This is a genomic window from Pseudomonas sp. No.21, assembly GCF_054558415.1.
Map to the genome: position 1 here is coordinate 37,288 of NZ_BAAJNO010000007.1, position 20,702 is coordinate 57,989.

The window sequence follows — 20,702 nt, forward strand, 5'->3', positions numbered from 1 at the left end:
AAGCGTATTCATCCATCCACCTTGCGACGTGGTTCGAGGTAGCAGGGACGCCGCCCCAACAAGCCGACCAAGGCCGGCACCGCCAGCATGATGACCAGACCGCCAGCCCAGCTCGTTCCAACGCTGCCGCATGCGACCAGTGAGCCCGCCAATGCCAGCATGCCCCAGCGACCCGGACGCATCCCGAGCAACATCAGCAGCGCACTCATCACCAGCAGCATGCCCACGACCCTGGCCCATAGCAGGTAGCCAGGCGCTTCTTGCCATACGGCCATGAGCTGCAGCAGGGCACTGGCACCGAGCCCGAGAAAGAACGGCCGCACGAACTGCCCTTCGCGACGGCTACCGATCAACACCAGCACCAGAAACCCGCTGGAAGCAGACAAGCCCCAAGCCAGCACCAACAGCCCTGAAAACCCCAGCCATTGGCGTTGCTCATCCGGCAGCTCAAGGCCTTGTGCCAGCGCCCCCAGCAACAACAGGTTGACGGTTGCCCAGCCCAGCAACGAGGCCACCGCCATGATTCGCTGGCGGCCGCGCACGCGGGCGGCATCCCCCAGCAACAGGCGCGACAACTGACTCTGCACCCCGGAAAGACCACCGAGCACATGGTTCAACAGCAGATAGACGGGCATGAAACCCGGTGCCAGGGGGGCCAGCAGAAAGGGGGTAAGCCGGTCATGCAAGGTTCCGCATACCCCCAATGCGGACAGATGCAGTGCCGCCCCCACCTGCCCCTTGCCGAACATCGGCAGCCAGAGCAGGCGCTGGCGGCTCATGGCGATGTTGATGGCGGCCTGGGTGAAATACCCCAGACTTACCGCCACCCCGGCGCTGGCAGCAGGTGACAGGGGCAAGACAATGCTGACGGGCCACCACAGCAGCAGCGCGGCCGGCCAGGCGATCTGCGCCACCAGCAACCCACGCAGGCGCTGGCCGGAGACGATAAGCGGTGCGGAAAAGTTGAACAGCGCGAACACGCTGGCGGGGGCGGCACTGAACAGGTACTGCCGGCCGGCCTGGTCATCGCTGTAAAGCACCCATCCCGTCAGGGCAAGCCCCATCAACACAAGGGTAGCGATCAGCCGGTGCCCCTGCGCGCAACGCCAGGTCTCCAGCCAATCGCTGGAGCTGCGGTCTTCACGCAGAAACAGCGAGGCATAGCCCAGGTCGGCGAGAAAGATCAGGGTGATCAACAGCAGATGCGCCAGGCCAACCACCCCGTAGCTGGCCGCACCCAGGAGCTGCAACAGCAGAAGCTGGAACGCCAGGTTGGAAGCCTGCCCCAGGCCATAGGTCGAGGCCGCCAGCACGAACGAATGGGTGATCGACCCAACGCCATGGGAAGGCTCGGATGACTCTGGAGCAAAGGCCGCAGGCCGGGGTACCGAGTCTGGTTTCACAGTACCCGGTCCGGAAACACGACCTGGCGCAACGCCTCGCTGAATGCCAGACGCGGCTGCCAGCCAAGCAACTCCAGGGTGCGCCTGGGGTCACCCAACTGACTGGGACGATCGACACGCCGCTGGCGGGCCGGATCCACCTCCACCCTGACCTGTACTCCAACGATATCGCCGAGTTGCCGCACCAGTTGCTCGACGGAATGCTCCACACCCGAACACAGGTTGAGCACATCGAACGGCACATCCGTGCGGGGGTCGTGCAGCATGGCGATCAGGCCGCGGGCAATGTCGTCGGCATGCAGGTAGTCCCGCCGGGGCGTCAGGTTGCCCAGGCGTATGCAGCCATCGCTCGACTGACGCAGCTGCTTGAGTACATCGGGGATCAGATGGGCATTGGGATCATCATGACCCACCGCATTGAAAACCCGCGCCACCCGGCCGATATGCCCACCGCGTGCACTCCAGAACTTCAGCTGCTGCTCGTTGCAGTACTTGGACAAGGCATAGTTGTCACAGGGCGCCAGGGGGCTGGAGAGCTCCGAAAGCGGCCCTTCCTGCCACGCGTAGACGGCGCCACTGGAGGCGATCACCAGGCGACTTATCTGCGCCGCTTCGGCGGCGGCCAGCAATCGCTCGGTGCCCACCACATTGACGTCCAGGCAGTGCGCACGCTGCATCTCGCAGGTGGGGATATGGTGAACCGCCGCCAAGTGCAAAATGGCGTCGGGCCGCCAGGAGCCTAGCAAGTCGGCGACTGTCTGGGCGTCACATAGATCACCCACCACCGCCAGGCTGGCCTCGGGCGGCATCGTCAAGCCGCTGGACAGGTTGTCCAGCACCGCCACGTCGCCACCCGCCTCGCGCCACTGCCGCACGACGCGGCGTCCCAGCATGCCGGCACCGCCGGTCACAAGCAGGCGCATCACAGCGCTTTATCCACAATCAGCCAGCGCCGCATGGAGCGTGGCAGCCACGTCAGCACATCCAGCTCCCTGCTCAGCGCTACATGTAGGGCAAGCAGGATGGAAAGCGCAACGAAGGTCAGCACGAATGCAGCGCCCCCCATAACCAGCGGGTTGCGCTGCATCACGGGCATCGTGGAAATCGCCGAGCGTGTCTTGATGCCGATGGCCTGCTGGCGCGATTCGGCCTGTGCCAGCTTGATGTTGATGTCCTCGGCCGCCTCCCGGGCCGCGGAGTTTTGCTGTGCAGAAGCGGCAAGCACCTGTTCGCGGTTGCTCTTGAGCTTGTCGAGAATGTCCTCACCCGAGGTAGCGTTGCGGATCGTGTCGTCCACTCCGGCCAGCAGTCGCTCGGTCCAGTCGAGCTTGTCCAGTTCACGCTGGGCCGCTCGCGCCTTGGCCTGCAGTTCGGAAATCGTGCTTTCCAGGGCGACGATCTGCGGCAAGGGCGACAGGTATTTGCCACCACCGTCGCTGACCGAAAACAGGGTGCTGGTTTCCAAGTGACGCAGATCCGGGTAGCGCTCCAGCAACTGGCGCATGTCGGCGATGCGCTGGCGGTTCTGTTCAATGTCGAACTCGGCCTTGAGCACATCCAGCTTGAGTTGCGGGCGATGATCAAGGGCGGCCTGGCTGGTCCTCGCCAAGTCGATCAGGCTGTTGGCCAGAAAGGCTTCGCGTACTTGCCGAGCGAGGGCATTGATGGTCTGGCTAGCTTGTTCCTCGTCGGACACCCGCAGGGTGAACTCCAAGCCAAGCCCCGTACTGTTCTGGATTTGCGCAACAGGAATATCCCGGGCGTCGTCCCGATTGAGGGAGGAGCGATAGCGCACGTTCTGAAGCCAGAACTCGGGGTTGAGTGCGCGGTTACGCAACTGCATGCGATCAGGGGCTGCGGCTGACTGGTGGTCGCCGAAAGCGTGATCGACCCAGCGCTTGTCCCAGAGAAACGACTGCGCCTGCCGCCACTCCTCAAGCGTTACCTTTGGCACTTCGAGCAGTGCGGACACGCCATAAAGCGGGCGATTGGCTATCCAGGCAGCCACGGCAAACGCCGCCAACAGCGCCAAGAGCAGCAGCAAGCGACCAAACCGCTGATAGAACTTCAGGGCTCGCAGCGCCAGCTCCACCAGCGAAATTTCGTCGTGATGCCCGATAGGTTTTGCTGTGGGCATTGTATGCATCATTCCAACCTGGTGGGCCTGCCTGCAATAACGTGCAGGCGGTCTGCCAGTCACGTCGCAAAGTGCGAGAATTTGCCATAGCCACCAAACCGCTGCAATGCGCTGACCGAGTTTGGATCGCCCGATGAATAAAGACAGGTCGTTACCATCGTCTTGCAGACTGCTAGAGTGCTGCCTCTTTTTGTGGACTCCTTCGACTCAACGCGAGAACAGGCATAGATGGCATTTTCTCTGCTCAATCAGCTTCGCCAGATCAACCGGCATCTCGTCGAACTTCCCTGCCCTGGCTGCGGGCAATTCGATCCACAGCTTATCTGGCGATATGACCGTTATTTTCTGCGAGTCAATCTGTCGGTCTGCCGACATTGCAGCCTGGTCTATCTGGCGCGTGGAATGAAGGACGACACCCAAGCGCGCTTCTACGGCCAGCTATACCCCCGCCTCATGCGACAACCACCCGCCAGCAAAGCGATGTGGAACTATCGGCTGATCGCTGGCTATCGGTTTAGCGAAATCAGCAACGTTGTTGGTCAGTGCCAATCGGTGCTGGATATCGGTGCCGGCCTGGGCTTCTTCCTGGAGGCCTGTCGCGCCCATGGCTGTGAACACTACATGGGCCTGGAGCCAGGCGGCCCTCAGCGCGATCATGCGGTACAGGTACTGGGCTTGGGCGAACACGTTCGCCCAGAGGAGCTCGACGAACAGACGCAACTGCCTTTCGCACCTCGGCTGGTGACATTGTTCCATGTCTTGGAGCATCTCCAGGAGCCCGGCAGAGCACTGGCTCGGATAGCCAAGCTGATGGACCCGCAGGGCTGGCTGGTGATCGAGGTTCCGGATATCGAGGCTGACTGGCCCGAGCTTGGCCTGTCGCAGGTGCATGTTTCGCACCGCAGCTATTTCTCTGCGCAAACCCTTGAGACGTTGTTGAACGCCAATGGGTTTTATGCCCACCACTGGCGCCAGGAAGCTCATGGAATCTACGAAGGCAATCTGCGCGTGTATGCACGGCTCAGCGCTCCGGCGACACCTGCCGTCGCGGCGCCGCCACCATCAGCGGGCAACATCCGCGCTCACATCCTCAAACAGATTCGGCCTCTGAGTCTGCGTAACGGCTATCCGCGGCTGGCGTGGCGGCTTGCTCGTCTCTAGAGGGGGTCGAAACCGTTACACGTTCCGGCTCACTGCGCCCATGACCGCTGCGCAGCAGCGCCATCGGTGTGGCTAGCAGGATAAACAGATCCAGCCACAGCGACTGGCGCCTAATGTATTCCAGGTCATCGCGCACCCGTGAAGCCATGTCGGATACGGCGCGGGTTTCCCCACGCCGCCCACGAATCTGGGCAAGCCCAGTGATACCGGGCCTGGCGGCCTGCCGCGCGGTGTAACCACAAACCTTGGCGCCGTAATGCAGGTCATGAGCGACCGCGTGGGGCCGTGGGCCGACCAAGGACATATCACCGCGCAACACATTGATCAGCTGTGGGAGTTCATCAATCCCCCAGTGACGCATCCACTTGCCGAGCGGCGTGATACGCGGGTCATCGCGGCGCGCCTGGGGCGCCAGCAGGTCACTACCGGCAGCCACCCGCATGCTGCGGAACTTCAGCACGGTAATGACTGAACCCTGCAAGCCGAGGCGCTGCTGACGAAACAGTATCGGCCCGCCATCCTGCAGCCGAACCATCAGCGCGATGACCACCAGCAACGGCGCGCAGCCACTGAGCAGAATGGCTGCACTGAGCAGGTCGAACAGACGCTTGGAGGCCGCAGTCACACCCGAACACGCGAAAGCCCCATGCAGAGATGGCGAAGGGCAGTCGGCTAGAACGGGATGGGGTGGAGCAGTGTGCAGGCAGGTGTCGAGAATCACCACGTGATCCGACAGGTGCCGGGTTTGCCGATCCGTCAACCAGCCCAGCGCGTGTTCACGCGGCAGTTGCATGGCGATCGGGCCAAGTTGCTCAGAGAACAAGCTGATATGTGGGCAACTACCCGCCAGCAATACCCTGGGCATAGGAGGATGCCAGGCAGCAACTCGCGGGCTGATTACCTCGAGCAGCAGCAGCGCCGTGCTGGCCAGCACCAACCAGCTCAGCGCCCATGACACCGCCAGTGAATAGCCGAACAACGGCATCACACAAACCACCATCCCCAGCCCCAGCAACAGCTGGCCGGCGCCAGTGGCCAGGCGTTCGGCCAAACGATGCCTGGGACGCAGCAACTGCCAGTCCAGGACCATGAACGGCAGCGCAGCCATCAACGCCAGGTCCCAGGTGCCTGGCCAGACAGTACCGGGCTCGATGACCCAGCCTGCCAACCAGGCCGAGGCAAAAACGCTCAGACCACGGGCCAGAAAACGGGAGCGAGGGATAGCAGACATCAGGCTCAATGACCTCGCTGGCGCAGCGCCAGCCGGAAAAGGCGAACGAGAGGGTAGAGAAAAGCCAACCCGCGCGGTAGCTGCAGCCATTGGCTGTCCTTGGCCGTCGGGCTCAGCCAGCCGGTCAGCGCCTGCCAACGTGCCGGCAGCCTGTCTTGCAGGGCGATGTCCAGGCGTACACGGGCGAACAGGCCTTGCCTCTTCGCGACTTCGTCATCGCTCAGTGATCTGCGCAGCGCCTCCAGTGCCAGCTCGACCATCTCGCTGCTTGCCCGGGACGGACGTCGTACCTGCTGCAGCGGCGCTGGAACCTGAAAACCAAACAGCCTGGTCAGCAGACTGAGGCAGGTGTCCAGCATGGCGCAGGTGCCGCTGTGCTTCACCTGGCCAGCGAGCAACTCGAAGTCCAGGTCGGCATGCTGCAGCAATGCGTAGATGTCCATCAGCCAGATCAGGCGACGAAAGCAGTGCTGGTTGGCGTGGGCGATCAGATAGGGCAGGGCGTAAGCCGGCGCCAGACAGGTCACATCGGTGCCGTGGAGGTCGACGACCTGGGTGATTCGCTGCGGGTCACGGAGCAGGTGCTGGTGACGCAAAAGTCGTCGATGCAACTCCACGCGAGGCTGATGTTCCGCATGCGTCAGTACCAGTTCATGGGTGGCGGCGGGAAGGGGCCAAGGCTGCCCGGGGGCGATGCGATAACCCAGGCTCTGCAACACTTCCAGGCCCACGGGCCATTGCTCGGCCTCCAACAGCACGTCCAGGTCCACACCGCCCCGAGCACCAAGAGAGCCATACGCCTGCAACGCCAACGCCGGCCCCTTCAGCGCCAGCGGCCGCAGGCCTTGAGCAGTAAAGGCCGTGACCAGGCGCTTCAGCCCGGCCCCCAGCGCCAGGGCGCGCATGACAATACGCTGACGCTCGGCCAGCAGCGGCGCTCCATACACGGGATCCAGGGCTTGCACCCTGTCGAGCTGCAACAGGCCTGCCACCCCGTGGTGGCGGATGAACTGGCAAAGCGCTGGCGGCGCAGGCGCAACGAATGACTGCTCGAACCCCATCAACCACAACGTGGCCTGCATCAGCCCCGCATCACCATGGCCGGTCTCAGCCTCGCTGGGATCGGCGGCGCGCTCAATGCGATGCGCATGGGGTGTGAACATAACGGGCGCGTATCCATTCCGGTGAATGACCAACTGATTGCAGTTGGCAACTTGATGGGGCGGCTGTAGCTTGTCGGCCGTAAGAAAAGTCGGATATTAGCCTATGAAATCATCCGCCTGGCTACAGGGATCTTTCGCCGAGCAGATTGAGTACATGTGCCAGCACTTCGGCCCCGCTGCAGCGGAGGTTCGCCATGAGCTGTTCTATCTGCACGCTGGCAGAGGCCAGACCGTAGCTGGGATACGGGCCTTCGGAGCGATGTTGCGTGACACCTGGCTATTGCTTCGACACAGCGGACCTGCATGGAAGAAGCAGGGGCAGCGGCAAGCCGTCCTGCTGGCCACCCTGGCCGGCATGAGTGGCTGGGGCACCCTGCAACGCGTTCTGCCCGCACTGCTGTCGGCCGGTTATGAACCGCTGGTGCTGCTGCATCCGCGCTTGGCAAACCGCGATATCGCCACAGGCCTGCCCATCATTCGCCCCATGAGGCCCGAGCGGCGCACGTGGTGCTCGGCCCTGCAGGTATTCATCGCCGCGCTGCGCCAACGTCAGCCATTGCTGCTCGCCAGTTGCCTGGCCCGTCGCACGCTGTGGGCTGGCAGCCTGCAGCGCACCCTGGCAACCAGCCGTGGCGTACTGCTGCTGCACAACGACTTCGACCTGATGAGCCGAGCGGCCATCGGCCAGGGGCTCACCACCATTTGCCTGCAGCACGGCATTCCAACCGATGAGTTTTTCCCGACACGAGCCGACTGGTACGTGGCGTGGGGTGAGGCCAGTCGCCAGGTATTCGAGGCCAGTGGCACCTCGGACACTCGGCTGGTGATGGACGCACTGGGTCGGGGGGATACGCCCGAGGCTCCTGCACGCGCCCCGGAAGGCATTGCACTGCTCTCCCAAACCCATGCCCAGGTACTGGGTGAAGGCATTGGCGTGGCATTGACCGCCTTTGCCAACGCGCTGCTGCGGATCGCCCCGGCGGCCCGCATTCTGCTGCACCCCCAGGAAGGCCAGCCCTATATCGGCCCAGCTGCGCGCGCCGTTTGCCGCCCGCCACACCCGGAGCTGCAAAGCCCTTCCGCCAAACCGTGCCTGGTGGTGGGCTACTGCTCCACGGCCATGCTGGATGCTGCGTTAGCCGGGCATTGGGTCGTGGCCCTGCAGTTGTCATTGCCAGGCAACCTGGCGATACGCAAAGCCCTGGCGGCGCCCTTGCAGGCCGCCACGGCAGAGCAGGTAGTCGAGCTCTACCAACGCCTGCGCGATGACCCGGCCTTTCGTCATGACCGTGCACAGGCACAAGCCCGATGGCTGCACGGCCATTTTGCCAACGGAGACGGCCAGTTCGGGACCCTGCTGCAACGACTCCGGCAGTCACCGTCGATGGAGTGCGTGACATGACGCTAAGGGTGCTGCATGTCAGCAAGGAGTTCGAACCCCTGTCCAGTGGCGTAGCGCGCCATATTCAAGGACTGGCCGGAGCGATACGGGTCGATGATCAGATCCGCCTGACCATCCTGGCACCGGTCATCGGAGAAACCGGTAGCGACCTCGACGTCCGCCAGGGCGGCTACCGTCGCCTCTGGTCAGTGTTGGGCGAACACGACCTGGTGCACGTACATGGCGCACGGACACCGATCGCGGCATTCACCTCAGTATTGGCTGTCATCCGCGGCGTGCCGTTGGTTTATACCCCGCATTGTTACTACGACACGGGCAACTGGTGGCGACGTCTGCTCAAGCGTGCCTGGGACAGCACCGTGGAACGCCTGATGGTACGGGCAGCCCGCGCCGTGGTGCTGTTGCACAAGGGCTGGGAGGCCGATCTGGCACGACGTGGCTTGTTACCCCGGCAGGTGCTGATCATTCCCAACTGCATCGATGAACGCCGTCAGCCTGCCGACACGGGCCCCGTGCAGCTGGAAGGCGCACCTGCCCTCCTGTCCATCGGCCGACTGGACCCGGTCAAGCGCCTCGACGATGTGATCGCCGCGCTGAAAACGCCAGACCTGGCGCACGCCGTATTGCACATCGTCGGCCAGGGTCATGACCGCCCCCGGCTGGAAGCCCTGACAGCGCAACGGGACCTGACCTCACGCGTGCGCTTTCACGGCTGGCAAGACGACGGCGTTTCACAGCGGATGATGGCCGGTTGCAATGCGATGGTGCTGGCCTCGGAGCGCGAGGGTATGCCGACGGTCATCCTCGAGGGGTTGCTGTCGGGCGTACCGATGGCGTGCTCGGATATCGAAGGCTGCCGCGCCATCACCGACGCCGTCGGCTGGGACGGCGTGTTTGCCCTGGGCGACATCACGGACCTGGGCGCCTGCGCGGCCCGGTGCGCGCAGAGCCAGGTACCGGCCAGCGTGGTGGAGGCCGTGCGCCAGGGCTTCACCTGGCAGCGCAAGGCGGCCGAGCTGGTGGCCTTCTATCAGCAGGCCGTAAGGCCGCGGCCTGCCGGTTGGATGAAACGGCTGACGCGTCATTTGACCGATTACGACAACCCCCGCGCGCTCGGTACACGGTTGCGTACACGGCGTATCGGGCCACTAAGGGACATGATCGAGCAGGCCTACGCCCACCATGGCCATGTCAACGTGCTGGATGTAGGCGGTACCCAGCGCTACTGGAAAATCCTGCCGGCGGCTTACCTGGCCTCACGCCGCGTGTCCATCACGCTGCTCAACACCACGCCCGTCCGCGAGCCCCCGCTGCCACCATTCAGCACCCTCTGTGCCGATGGCTGTGACCTGAGCCAATTCGAGGACGGTGCCTTCCATATCGTGCACTCCAACTCCGTAATCGAGCATGTGGGCAGTCCGGAGCGTGTCGAACGCTTTGCCCGGGAGCTTGTGCGCGTAGCCGAACGCTACTTTATCCAGACACCCGATTTCTGGTGCCCACTCGAACCGCACTGCATGACGCCATTTTTTCACTGGCTGCCGCGTCGCCTCAGGATCAGGCTGGTACGCCGTGCGGCGCTGGGGCACTGGCAACGTGCCGCGGACCACGAACAGGCCGAGCTGATCGTCGATAGCGCCCGACTGCTGACCCGCAGACAGATGCAGGTTCTGTTTCCCACTGCCCGTATCATCCGCGAACGCATCCTGGGCCTTCCCAAATCCTTGATCGCCTTAAGCCCATGAAATTCGTGAAACCCTTTGCACTGCTCGACCTTCCACCACGGGCACTGGCCTTCGTCAGACGCTGTGGTGCCAGCACGTCCAGCATCGTGTCGATGCTGGCGTTGCTGCTGGGCAAGGCTGCCATCGATACCCTCTGTGCATTGCTGGTGGCGATCCTGCTGGGCACGCTGCTACCGACGGGGCGCACATCCTCCGGCTGGTATGCGCAGCTGGAAACGCACTGGTCGGCGATTGCCGGTAGCAGCGTGTCCGCTTTGCCGCTGCTGGTGGTGGCACTGGTGCTGGGCAAGGGTGTGCTGGCACCGCTGCTGTCTGTCGCGCGCAGCCGGCTGATCGACGCCTGGACGCTGATGATCTCGTTGAGCATTTTCCAACACGAACTGAGTCGCCCCGTTGCGCAGCTCTCGAACACAACCGCACAGGGCAGCAATGTGGCCGTAAATCACATGGCGCCCAGAATCGTCATCGGCACCCTGTTGCCCAGCCTGGAACTGCTCACCGAATCCCTGGTGGTCGCCCTGCTGCTCTGTGTGTTGCTGGCCCTGGAGCCCCTGGCGACCGCAATGCTGCTCGGTGCATTGCTGCTGGCTGCCGGCGTTATCGGCGCCCTGTCGGTGATGCTCAACGACATCAGGGAAACGCGCAGAGGCGAAAGTCAGGTGCTGATGCAACGCTGGGTCGTCGACAGCATGGCCAGCCTGCGTGAAATACACCTGTATGGTCGTGTGCAGGCGGTGCTGGATCGCTACTACCCGGTGGCTAAACGCTTCGCTCGCGCCACGGCTCGCGAGCGTACGCTGATGGAGGTCCAGTCACCCATCATGGAGCTGTTTTTCCTGATGCTGCTGGTGCTCTGCGTACTGGTGGCCAGCAAGGGAAGCGGGCAAACGGACCTGCATGCACTGGCGTTGTTTTCAGCCGTGGGCTTGCGTTTGCTGCCAGGTTTTCGGCGTTTGCTGTCCAGCCTGCAGACGCTGCGCCTGTCACGCCCGTATTTTGAGGAGTTGACCTCGCCCGACTCGTCCACTCGAACACCCGCAACGGCCCCCCATCAGCACGCGGCTCCGGCTCGTGCCCCGCGCCAACCGGTGCTGCTGTGCGAAGCGCTGCAATACCGTTACCCCCAGGCCAGCCAGGCGGTTATACGTGACCTGAACCTGAGCATCGACCAGGGCGAATGGCTGGGCCTGGTCGGCGAATCGGGCGTGGGCAAATCGACGTTGGTGGATGTACTGATCGGTGAACTGCAGCCCAGCCAGGGCTCGCTGCAATGGCTAGACCTATCAGCGGAGCACCGGGCCATCGGCTATGCCGCCTCTAGCACTACGCTGATTCCGGGCACGCTGCGCGACAACCTGGCCTTTCTGGGTGGCGGTACGGAGCCGGTGCTTCGCGAGGCGCTGACCATTGCAGGTGTCGACGCCCTGCTCAATCGTCTTCCCCAGGGCCTGGACACCCCCGTGGAGGCGTTCGAGCAACAGCTATCGAGCGGCGAGCGGCAACGCATAGGGCTTGCTCGCGCAGTTGCTCATGCCCAGGTACTGCTGGTTCTGGACGAGGCCACGGCGGCCCTGGACCAACTGAGCGAGAGCCGCTTCCTGCAAGCCCTGCGCGCCGCGCGGCCCGGGCTTGCCGTGGTGCTGATCACCCATCGTCTCACCGCTCTGCGCCATACCGACCGCAACGTACTGATGGCTGACGGCACGCTGACGGACTTTATGTGTTCAAACGGGCTCGATCCGGATATCGACTCTGCCGAGCGATCCCACTCATGCATCTAGCGTTTGTACTGGCACGCCCCCGAGATCATCAAGCTTTCTTCGCTGATTTGCGCCTGCGTTCAATGCGGTGTCCGCCATGGCACCGGCCCGGACAGCGCCGGAGGATGCCCGCAGCGAACGCCGCTGGTCAGCATGACAGCCCCCTGCTCGACGAGGCTTGGGACGATAGCCGCTTGCGGTAGATGCCGTCGTCCCCAGGTACGCCGGGCAGCAAGCGGTCGTCCCGTCCGTAGATCGGCGAACCCAGTGCCGCCTCGCCACGCAGGCATTCGAACAGAGCCGCCGCGCCCGTGTCGCCGAAACGGAAGTTGGCGTGGCGGATCACCAGCAAACCACCCGGCTTGAGCACCCTGGCCAGGTCGCCGAGCACGCGATCAAAGTCATCGAAGTGAATCCAGGCGGAACAGTCAGCGGGGCGCCCCCCCAGCGCACCATGGCGGAAGACGGCCATGGCCATCACCAGGTCATAGCTGGCGGTCTCCTCCTGCGCCACGTCCCCCGCACAGGCGAAGCTCAGGCGGCACTCTCGCCCCTCACGTCGCCATCGCGCCTGGCACTGGCCAATACGGCCAGCATCGATATCCACGCCACGAATATGGGCCTGCTGGAAATAGCGAGCCAGGCTGAAGACCTCCTCGCCCGTGGAGCAACCGAACGAAAGCAGGCGCGTTTGCGGAGTGTCTGCCAGCAGTTGATGAATCGACTGAAACAACTCGGGGTAGCGATCTTCCTGCGTCGTGCCGTATGGCTGGAACAAGCCTTGCGGACGCCGCCGCATCAGGAGTGCAGACCTCCGCCGCTCGCCGCCGCGCAACACGTGCACCATGAAGCGTACCCATTCGTGGAACAACCAGCGTCTCCTCATTTCGCTTTACCGCAACCCTGATGACGATGAAACTGTCCGCCAACAAACGATGCGGAGCGGGTTTCCTTGGCCACGGCAAGCACGGACTTTCTGAACCTCAAACTGGGCACATCCACCATTGGGGAAAATCTCCTGATCGCGCGGGAAAGAGGCGATGTAGTTCTGCATGAAGATGGCACCTGGGAACTGACGCGTCCTGTCCGATTGAACGAGAACTGGGTGGTCGGCCCCAACCGCACACCATTCCCCTGCGGGAAGCTCCTGGGCTTCCTGTTCCGTCTGGCCTACGCTCAGGCGGCCGTCCCAGTGGGCTGCCGCCACTGCTTCAAGGTACAGGTACGTCCAACCAACCTGGAGCAGCTGATTGCGACGCAGAAGATTGCACATGATTTACCCTATGCCTACAAGGCCGGTGCCAGCCTGAATGCACGCTACCAGGCCGGTCCTTACCGAGCGCTGTTCTATCTGGATGGACTGCAGAATGCACGCGAAGCTTATCAGCGGGTACTCGAACGTGTGCTCGCTACACCTGAGCTGGGCACCAACGTTTCCGTCAGCATAAAGCGTGGCTGTAGCGAGTATGAGGTCCACTGCGGCCCTTCAAACGAATTCACCTTCAGTGATGAGCTCGCTGCTGCCGAACTGGAGTTGCTGAAGCGACTTCGTCAACCTGCCCCGCCAAAGGCGAAGCAGCACGCACTGACGATGATGACGTGGATACAGATCGCGTATCAGTTGGGTGACGAAAGCTATAAACAATTCACCCAAGGCAAGCCTCTTTATCCTGAGCCGGTCTGTTACACGGCGGAACCGTAGCCAATCCCCCAATTGCCAAAATGCGGGTAGTTGATATAGCGTGACCCCAAACTGAAAGGAGTAGGAAAATGGCCGAACAAGACATCCCTGAATCCATCGAAATCGAGTCCCAACGTAAAGCCTGGGAAAAGCCTGAAATCACCGAAGTCTCCATATCGGATGTGACTTCATCCATTTACGCTACCAGTGGCAATGACGGTACGTTTGGCTTTTCGAACATCTCCTGACCGGCATGCTGCATGCTCAACCACTGTAAATCCCTGGCTCGCCGATGAGCGCATTTGCCGGTCTGCTTTCCGCTCGGGTCATACCAGCGGAACTACCTGAGCGTTTTGCAGCTGCACTCGATGCGCCAGGACTGGAGCGACCCTATCACTGGTCGCACCCTGGCCTTCTCCTTACCCACCGCTTACGTATTACAGCCCCGGAAGATCGACAGGATCATCAGCCCGCCATTCGGCATGATGTCCCTCTGGTGTTGGTATTCGATGGTTACCTGATCAACCGCACCGAACTGATCGACGCTCTGGCGCTGCCCAGGGAAGCACGCGGCTGGGCTGACAGCGCCATTGCCTTTGAAGTAATACTGCGTTGGGGGGAGCGCGGTCCCGAACGCATGCTCGGTGATTTTGCGCTGGTGGTGTGGAATTCTGCTGATCGCAGCCTGTTGCTCGCCCGTGACGCAGTGGGTCAGCGCCCCCTGTACTATCACGAGGGAGAAGGGCTCTTCGCTTTCGCCACGAACCCAGCAGCCCTACTGGCAGTTCCCGGCATCGATCGCGAGTTGGACGAAGACCACTTCGTCGCTCAGCTATCGGACCTGCCCGTGGCCGACAACGGCACACCATACAAGAGTCTGCACCTTCTACCTGCGGGCTCGATTGCGGTTTTACGCTCTGGCCATCTCAAGCAACGTTTCTACTGGACGCCAGAGCAACGAACCGAACTGCGCCTGTCCAGGGAAGAGGAATACGTCGAGGCGGCACGGGAATTGTTCGAGCGCGCGGTCAAAGACTGCCTGCGGATCGAGGGCCCCGCATTTTCCTCCCTCACAGGAGGGCTGGACTCTTCTGCTGTGTCAGTGACGGCCGTGAAGTACTTGCCAGGCAACACATTGACCACCGTCACCTGCTTGCCCGCCATCAATACCGAGATGCTGGACTCAGATCACCACTACATGAGCGAGCGACGTTATGTAGCGAGCATCTGCGAACAAACGCCCGGATTGCAGCCGCTGTTTTTCAATGCTCCAGCGCAGCATCGATGGGATACCGACTGGCCACGGATGTTCCAGCTGACAGGCGCCCCTTGGCGAAATGTGATGAACATGGCCTGGATGGGCTCCGCGCGGGATCACATCAGGCAGCAAGGAGGCCGTGTACTGCTGGCCGGTGCGCTAGGCAATGTAACGCTTTCCTGGGATGGGCAAGGCACCCTTACCGGTTTGATGAGGGATGGCCGATGGCTGAAGGCTTTCCAGGAGTCATTCGCCCTGGCACGCACAAGCAGGCAAAACACCACCATTGCGCGACAGATATGGCGCTCCACCCTGGCCCCCTTTGCGCCAGACATCGTTCAGCGGTGGAAAACAAAACTGCATGCTGGGTCGAGTGCTTTCGAGTGGGGGCATCAATCTCCCATTGAGCCGTCGATCAAGGCACGTATTCGAACCGAAGATGGAGCCAGGCGCCGCAAGCAAATGGCTTCCATGTCGAGTTGGCAACTGCGCCAGGAATGGTTCAGGGAGCGCCAGTCGGCACTGCAGGCAACCGGACTTGTGCGGGCGCTGCATGGCTTCGAGGTTCGCGACCCGATGGCTGACCGGCGCTTGCTGGAGTTCTGCTTTTCACTTCCCGACAGCCTCTACCTGCAAGGCGGCGTGACTCGTCTCCTCGCCCGCCGAGTCACCGCGGATCGACTGCCTGGCGAGGTGGTCAACAACCGCAAACGCGGCATGCAATGCCCTGAATACCTCCATCGGATGAGTATGATGCGCCCCTTTCTAGGCGAACGACTCGAAGAGCTGGAGGCTTCACCGCTGGCCCGACGCTTGCTCGACCTCAAACGAATGAAGGCCCTCCTCTCGAACTGGCCAGACCGACCAGCGAGCCCGGAGCACCTGACCCTTCTGCACCGAGGCCTGCACTTTGGTGCCTTCCTGTGCTGGGTCGAAACAGGCTGCCAACTCCAGGGTTAACCTGCTTCGACTACCCCCAGGCCCTCGCTAGCAATAAGCAAGGCGCGCTCTAAGCGGCTCGGTGGCGTCTTCGATACGGCGTAGCTGTGCTTCGTTCAATCGCTCACGCCACCCGCCGGCACGCCCCTCTCGGAAGAAGCGAGCGGCGCGTTGCGGCCGCTCGGTGAAACCATGGCTGGCCTCCGCAGCCTGCAGCCTGTCGAAACGAGTGGCATCCAGTGCTTGCTCCAGACGTTTGTCATCCAACGGCCAGCCACAATACTCGATGACACAAGCAAAGCTTTCCCGGGGCTTCGCCAACATGTCTTCGTAGCGAAGAAGCAAAGGGCTCCAAGGCGCAGGCAGATCGATCCAGCTCAGCACATGCCGACTCCAGCTCCCCAACTGCTGAGGCAACTGATCCTTGAGCCCGAGCTTTTGGTCGCACAGGCTGGCTGCCTCGTCGAGGAGAAGGTCGATCGCCCTGTCCACACTGAAACCGATGTGCCCGGCCAGCGACAACACCACATCGCGGGGATCGCGCACGATATAGACCACTCCAAGGGTGCTGGTGGCTGGAAACAGCGGCTCCCCCCCCGGAGTCAATTGCCAAGCGTCATGCACCTTGTTGAACAAGGCTTCGCGCGCCTCTTTTACCTGCAGCTCATACATGCGCGGACGCAACGTCAACACCTCATCCGGCAGCAAGTCGGACGAGGCGACGCCCAGAAGCTCGTCGAAGCGGCGACGACTACTGGCAATGGGAGCGAAGTTCTGCTTCTGCGAGAAGTCTGGCTTCGACCCGCCCAGGCGATAACTGTTGAGCACCAGGCGCAGCCAGGTGTTACCAGACTTGGGGTAGGACGCCAGCCAGTAAAAACCGCTCATGCCTGATGGGTCGTCCCGGCGTGGAAGGCCACGATGCGATGGACAAGTTCATCCAGATGTTCAAAGCCGGAGAGCTGTCGAACCAGAACATGTCGCTTGATGCCGGCCGCCAATCGCGTAACCAGTGAGAAGTGGGCGCCCTTGCCAGCGGCAACCGTCATGAGGATCCGTTCCTGATACAGGGCCTTGGAAAACCGAACCGATGCCGGTAAGCCGCCAACCTCTTCCAGCCCTGCATGCTTGGCATCCTCGACGCGCTCCAGGTGGTACAGCGCTGTCAGACTCAAAGGAGCGCCCACGGCGAAGTGCTCTGCTCCCAAGCCGACGGAGAATTTGTCCATACCCTGTCGTACACGCTCTGCGTCCCCCGTGGCATGGCCAAACTGGCCCATAGCGTCCTGCCAGAGCTTGACCCTGGGGAAGGTAGGAAATGCCACTGCACCTCGCGTCGGATCGAGACTTACCACCGTGACATCGTCCGCCAGAATCGGATAACCCCGCCGCATGAAGGCGGATGCAAGGGTCGATTTACCCGTTCCCGAGGGCGCCGTGAAAGCGACCGCGACATCCCCCTGGGGAGAAGGCAGTTTCACGCAACAGGCGTGCAGAGGTATAACGGTACGGCGCTGGCAAACGATTGCAAACACGGTCCCGAACAGAAATGCCCTCACTGCGGGCAGGTCCGCTGGGAGGCTGGGTTGAACCCGAATCGCACGACCATACTGTGCTATGCGGTAGATCGCAACTGACTCGATGGTGAATAGACAGGTTCCATCGGCGTCCATTTGCAGAACGGGACCGTCGTATTGAGGGTCCCGCAGTCGTGCCTCAACCGCTCCGAGTTCGATATGAAGATCTACCGGGGCCTGAGTATCCCCCGTCCAGGGCAACAGCTCCGGCAACGGCAAATCACTGTGCACGCGCCAGCCGCACAGGAAGTAATCATCATGCATGGCGTGACACCTAATCTTGCTGCCGCAAAGCGTGAACGTTGCCGATATGCTCCGCCCCACAAACGATCCCACCGTCCTGCCCCGGCAATACCAGCCAGGCATGGGCGCCTATGGACTCACCTTCTTTGCGCACCCCCAGGCAAAGTACCGAACGCCTCCCGCGCAAGCGCAACATGCACGCAGCCACCAATGCTTGGGGCAAACAAAGAGGCTTCCAGGGAAGGCGCCTTGCCGCAACGGCCACCGCATGTCCCACCGCACGAGCCATCGGCGACAAGACCGGATTCAACTCAGACGGCGCAGGCTCGATGCGAGCCCCGCTCAAACTCAGCAGAAGGCGCCAGGAAAATAGACGGCAGAAGACAGGAGTGAACAAGAAAAACAGGGCAGCTTCGACAACACGAAGACGGTGAGCGTTGATCAAGCCTGAACCTCGATGAGTTCACGACTCGCCAGCTTGCTCAGCAGCTCCACGACATCCTGGCGAATCACCTGGATATCGCCGTCATAGTCGGCTGCCAGTGACTCACACAAGGCCTCTACACGCATGGGCGACGCGAGACGCTCCCAAATATCGCTGGCCACGGAGTTGAGGCCGAAGTAGTGCCACTGGGACACACTCATCAGCACCAGCTCACCACCGATTTCGGCGGCTAGCACGCTAGCATTCCTGATGACAGTCGCCTCACCCGTGATATCGCTCATTCCTGACTCCGTCGCCCCAGTCAAACGCGGCTCATAATGCCGAGCCATCCAAGGCCCTACAAGCCCCTGGGCCAGCAGAACAGGGGCAGGTGAACGCTAATTTTATCGAATCGCATCGAGATGGCCTCCACCCTGCAGGGCTCCACAGCGAAAACCCGCTTTAATCAGCTGGCTGCACGGCTTAGACCGCCCCCCCATTCGCCAGTACGCTCAATGGCCAAAGGCCGGGTGAAAGCCATGGACCCAGCCGTATCCCGGATCCGTCAGGTTATCGGTGCCGATTCCGCCGCCTCCGGTGCGGCCAAATTGATACCCACGCACATCTGCTGGCTCGTTGGTCAACGGCAGTTGCTCGGAAGCCCCCGCCGTATCAGGAAGCCGCTTCCTTCGCCCCCTTGCCATTGCGCTCCCGCCACTGCGCCATCACGCGCTGGGCATTTTCCGCGCAGTCCATGCCTTCGGGCTTGCCCTCGATGCTGGCGATGGTCTGCAAGAGGCGCTCGCGGCTTTGCGCCAGGCGCTGCTGGACGATCTCTATCTCCGCGACCTTGGCGTGCAGGCCAGCCAGCAGGCGATCGTGGTCACCGATGCGCAGGTCGGCGCCGGGCATCAGGCTGCGCATTTCCTCCAGGCTGAAGCCCGCCTGCTGGCCGCAGCCGATGATTTCCAGCACATGCAGGGTTTCCTCGGGGTAGTCGCGGTAGCCGTTGCCCAGGCGCTGGGCGTGGATCAGGCCGCTGGCTTCGTAGAAGCGGATGCGCGAGGCGGCCAGGCCGCTGCGCTTGGCGAGTTCGCCGATCTTCATTTATTTGCTGCTCCCCTATTGACCTTGAAGTTGACTTTAACCTTAGCCTTTGCGACGTCACAGCCCCCGCCGAACGCCGCTCACCCCGAGCCGACGACCGGCGCCTACCCGGAGAGCCCCATGTCGTCCTTCCAGCCCCTGCAATTGCCCAATGGCGCCGTCATCCCCAACCGCATCGCCAAGGCGGCGATGGAGGAAAACCTCGCCAACCCGGACCAGACCCCCTCCGACGAGCTGCTGCGTCTCTACCGCGCCTGGGCGGAGGGCGGCGCCGGCCTGCTGCTGACCGGCAACGTGATGGTGGACGCCCGCGCCATGACCGGCCCCGGCGGCGTGGTGCTGGAGCAAGGCCAGAAGCTGGAGCGCTTCCGCGAATGGGCACGCATCGGCCGTGCCCAGGGCGCGCAGTTCTGGATGCAGATCAACCACCCCGGCCGGCAGATGCAGGCCAACCTCGGCCAGCCCACGGTCGCCCCCTCCGCCGTGGCACTGGAGATGGGCGGCCTGTCGAAGATGTTCCCGGTGCCCAAGGCGCTGGACGAGGCGGAGATCGCCGCGCTGATCCAGCGCTTCGCCCAAACCGCCGTGCTCGCCGAGCAGGCCGGCTTCACCGGCGTGCAGATCCACGCCGCCCACGGCTACCTGCTGAGCCAGTTCCTCTCGCCCTTGAGCAACCGCCGCGAAGACCGCTGGGGCGGCTCGCTGGAGAATCGCGCGCGTTTCCTGCTGGAGGTGGTGAAGGCCGTGCGTGCCCAGGTTTCGCCCGGTTTCTGCGTGGCGGTGAAACTCAACTCGGCCGACTTCCAGCGCGGCGGCTTCGAGCCGAGCGACGCACGCCAGGTGGTGCTCTGGCTCAATGAACTGGACGTCGACCTGGTGGAGCTTTCCGGCGGCAGCTACGAGGCCCCGGCCATGCAGGGCGACGCCCGTGACGGCCGCACCCTCGCCCGTGAAGCCTACTTCCTGGAGTTCGCCCAGGAGATCGCCGCCATCGCGCGCATGCCGGTAATGGTCACCGGTGGCATCCGGCGGCTGCCGGTGGTGGAGCAGGTACTCGCCAGCGGCGTGGCCATGGCCGGTATCGGCACCGCCCTGGCCGTCGACCCCGCCCTGCCCCGCCGCTGGCGCAACGGCGAGACGAAAGCCAGCGCCGAACTGCCGCCGATCCGCTGGAAGCGCAAGGCCCTGGCTGCCCTGGCCTACATGGCCCTGGTGAAATTCCAGATGCGCCGCCTGGCCGCCGGCAACCAGCCGGACCCAGGCGCCTCGCCGCTGAAAGCGCTGCTGAACGAACAGTGGAAGACCCTGGGCCGCACACGCCAATACAGGAAGCAGATGAGCAACCGCGCCTGATCGCCCGTCAGTGGCCCCCGCGTTCGCGCGGGTGATGGCGCGGGTGAGGGGCTGGAGCCGTGCGACTGGGGTGATCCGTGCGTATTCCACCTCCACCTGCGGTGTCACCGGGGCCGCG

Annotated in this window: 19 protein-coding genes; 8 read left to right on the forward strand and 11 right to left on the reverse strand. The window is 62.8% G+C overall.

Annotation, left to right across the window (positions count from 1 at the left end; all coding sequences use genetic code 11):
• Positions 1-8 precede the first annotated feature (8 nt).
• The 3 genes from ACYJSS_RS15460 to ACYJSS_RS15470 are packed head-to-tail and all read right to left on the reverse strand — an operon-like array spanning position 9 to position 3,540.
• Positions 9-1,403: a hypothetical protein gene (locus ACYJSS_RS15460; protein ID WP_236206153.1), complete on the reverse strand. Its 1,395-nt coding sequence runs from the start codon at positions 1,401-1,403 to the stop codon at positions 9-11.
• Positions 1,400-2,326: an NAD-dependent epimerase/dehydratase family protein gene (locus tag ACYJSS_RS15465; protein ID WP_236206152.1), complete on the reverse strand. Its 927-nt coding sequence runs from the start codon at positions 2,324-2,326 to the stop codon at positions 1,400-1,402. The genes ACYJSS_RS15460 and ACYJSS_RS15465 overlap by 4 nt, the downstream gene beginning before the upstream one ends.
• Entirely contained in the window at positions 2,326-3,540 is a 1,215-nt protein-coding gene (locus tag ACYJSS_RS15470; protein ID WP_111261042.1) for a hypothetical protein, read from the reverse strand. The genes ACYJSS_RS15465 and ACYJSS_RS15470 overlap by 1 nt, the downstream gene beginning before the upstream one ends.
• A 228-nt stretch (positions 3,541-3,768) precedes the next feature.
• On the opposite strand from ACYJSS_RS15470, the gene ACYJSS_RS15475 reads away from it, so the two are divergent.
• Positions 3,769-4,701: a class I SAM-dependent methyltransferase gene (locus tag ACYJSS_RS15475; protein ID WP_236206151.1), complete on the forward strand. Its 933-nt coding sequence runs from the start codon at positions 3,769-3,771 to the stop codon at positions 4,699-4,701.
• Here ACYJSS_RS15475 and ACYJSS_RS15480 read toward each other — a convergent pair.
• A complete protein-coding gene (locus tag ACYJSS_RS15480; RefSeq protein WP_236206150.1) occupies positions 4,631-5,932 on the reverse strand; it encodes a sugar transferase in 1,302 nt (433 codons plus the stop codon). The genes ACYJSS_RS15475 and ACYJSS_RS15480 overlap by 71 nt on opposite strands.
• Before the next feature lie 5 nt (positions 5,933-5,937).
• Positions 5,938-7,095: a nucleotidyltransferase family protein gene (locus tag ACYJSS_RS15485; protein WP_111261039.1), complete on the reverse strand. Its 1,158-nt coding sequence runs from the start codon at positions 7,093-7,095 to the stop codon at positions 5,938-5,940.
• A gap of 103 nt (positions 7,096-7,198) precedes the next feature.
• On the opposite strand from ACYJSS_RS15485, the gene ACYJSS_RS15490 reads away from it, so the two are divergent.
• From ACYJSS_RS15490 to ACYJSS_RS15500, 3 genes are read left to right on the forward strand one after another with little or no spacing between them, the layout of a single operon-like run.
• Positions 7,199-8,497: a hypothetical protein gene (locus ACYJSS_RS15490; RefSeq protein WP_111261038.1), complete on the forward strand. Its 1,299-nt coding sequence runs from the start codon at positions 7,199-7,201 to the stop codon at positions 8,495-8,497.
• Positions 8,494-10,242 carry a glycosyltransferase gene (locus tag ACYJSS_RS15495; protein ID WP_236206149.1) on the forward strand — a complete coding sequence of 583 codons (1,749 nt, stop codon included), beginning with the start codon at positions 8,494-8,496 and terminating at the stop codon, positions 10,240-10,242. Before ACYJSS_RS15490 ends, ACYJSS_RS15495 begins: the two co-directional genes overlap by 4 nt.
• Positions 10,239-12,023 carry an ATP-binding cassette domain-containing protein gene (locus tag ACYJSS_RS15500; RefSeq protein ID WP_111261036.1) on the forward strand — a complete coding sequence of 595 codons (1,785 nt, stop codon included), beginning with the start codon at positions 10,239-10,241 and terminating at the stop codon, positions 12,021-12,023. The genes ACYJSS_RS15495 and ACYJSS_RS15500 overlap by 4 nt, the downstream gene beginning before the upstream one ends.
• Positions 12,024-12,150: 127 nt before the next feature.
• Here ACYJSS_RS15500 and ACYJSS_RS15505 read toward each other — a convergent pair whose 3' ends face one another.
• Complete coding sequence (locus tag ACYJSS_RS15505; protein ID WP_158545592.1) at positions 12,151-12,873, reverse strand: class I SAM-dependent methyltransferase; 723 nt, start codon at positions 12,871-12,873, stop codon at positions 12,151-12,153.
• A gap of 81 nt (positions 12,874-12,954) precedes the next feature.
• Here ACYJSS_RS15505 and ACYJSS_RS15510 point away from each other — a divergent pair, with 81 nt between their 5' ends.
• The 3 genes from ACYJSS_RS15510 to ACYJSS_RS15520 all read left to right on the forward strand — a co-directional run bounded on the left by ACYJSS_RS15510 (position 12,955) and on the right by ACYJSS_RS15520 (position 15,901).
• Positions 12,955-13,704, forward strand: coding sequence for a hypothetical protein (locus ACYJSS_RS15510; RefSeq protein WP_236206146.1), 750 nt, complete (start codon positions 12,955-12,957; stop codon positions 13,702-13,704).
• 68 nt (positions 13,705-13,772) lie between these two features.
• The gene (locus tag ACYJSS_RS15515; protein ID WP_158545591.1) at positions 13,773-13,931 is read left to right on the forward strand and encodes a hypothetical protein; all 159 of its coding nucleotides are present in this window, start codon (positions 13,773-13,775) and stop codon (positions 13,929-13,931) included.
• A 44-nt stretch (positions 13,932-13,975) separates the two neighbouring features.
• The gene (locus ACYJSS_RS15520; RefSeq protein WP_111261033.1) at positions 13,976-15,901 is read left to right on the forward strand and encodes an asparagine synthetase B family protein; all 1,926 of its coding nucleotides are present in this window, start codon (positions 13,976-13,978) and stop codon (positions 15,899-15,901) included.
• Between the two features lie 27 nt (positions 15,902-15,928).
• Here the strand turns inward: ACYJSS_RS15520 and ACYJSS_RS15525 are convergent, their stop codons facing one another.
• From ACYJSS_RS15525 to ACYJSS_RS15545, 5 genes are all read right to left on the reverse strand, one after another.
• Positions 15,929-16,768, reverse strand: coding sequence for a sulfotransferase domain-containing protein (locus tag ACYJSS_RS15525; RefSeq protein ID WP_111261032.1), 840 nt, complete (start codon positions 16,766-16,768; stop codon positions 15,929-15,931).
• Complete coding sequence (locus tag ACYJSS_RS15530) at positions 16,765-17,721, reverse strand: phosphoenolpyruvate carboxykinase (ATP) (RefSeq protein WP_236206145.1); 957 nt, start codon at positions 17,719-17,721, stop codon at positions 16,765-16,767. Before ACYJSS_RS15530 ends, ACYJSS_RS15525 begins: the two co-directional genes overlap by 4 nt.
• A 10-nt stretch (positions 17,722-17,731) precedes the next feature.
• A complete protein-coding gene (locus tag ACYJSS_RS15535; RefSeq protein ID WP_111261030.1) occupies positions 17,732-18,145 on the reverse strand; it encodes a lasso peptide biosynthesis B2 protein in 414 nt (137 codons plus the stop codon).
• On the reverse strand, positions 18,142-18,426 hold the full coding sequence (locus ACYJSS_RS15540; RefSeq protein WP_111261029.1) for a PqqD family protein: 285 nt from the start codon (positions 18,424-18,426) through the stop codon (positions 18,142-18,144). Before ACYJSS_RS15540 ends, ACYJSS_RS15535 begins: the two co-directional genes overlap by 4 nt.
• A 370-nt stretch (positions 18,427-18,796) precedes the next feature.
• The gene (locus ACYJSS_RS15545; protein ID WP_111261028.1) at positions 18,797-19,231 is read right to left on the reverse strand and encodes a MerR family transcriptional regulator; all 435 of its coding nucleotides are present in this window, start codon (positions 19,229-19,231) and stop codon (positions 18,797-18,799) included.
• A 120-nt stretch (positions 19,232-19,351) separates the two neighbouring features.
• On the opposite strand from ACYJSS_RS15545, the gene ACYJSS_RS15550 reads away from it, so the two are divergent.
• Positions 19,352-20,584 carry an NADH:flavin oxidoreductase/NADH oxidase family protein gene (locus tag ACYJSS_RS15550; protein WP_111261027.1) on the forward strand — a complete coding sequence of 411 codons (1,233 nt, stop codon included), beginning with the start codon at positions 19,352-19,354 and terminating at the stop codon, positions 20,582-20,584.
• Positions 20,585-20,702: the final 118 nt, after the last annotated feature.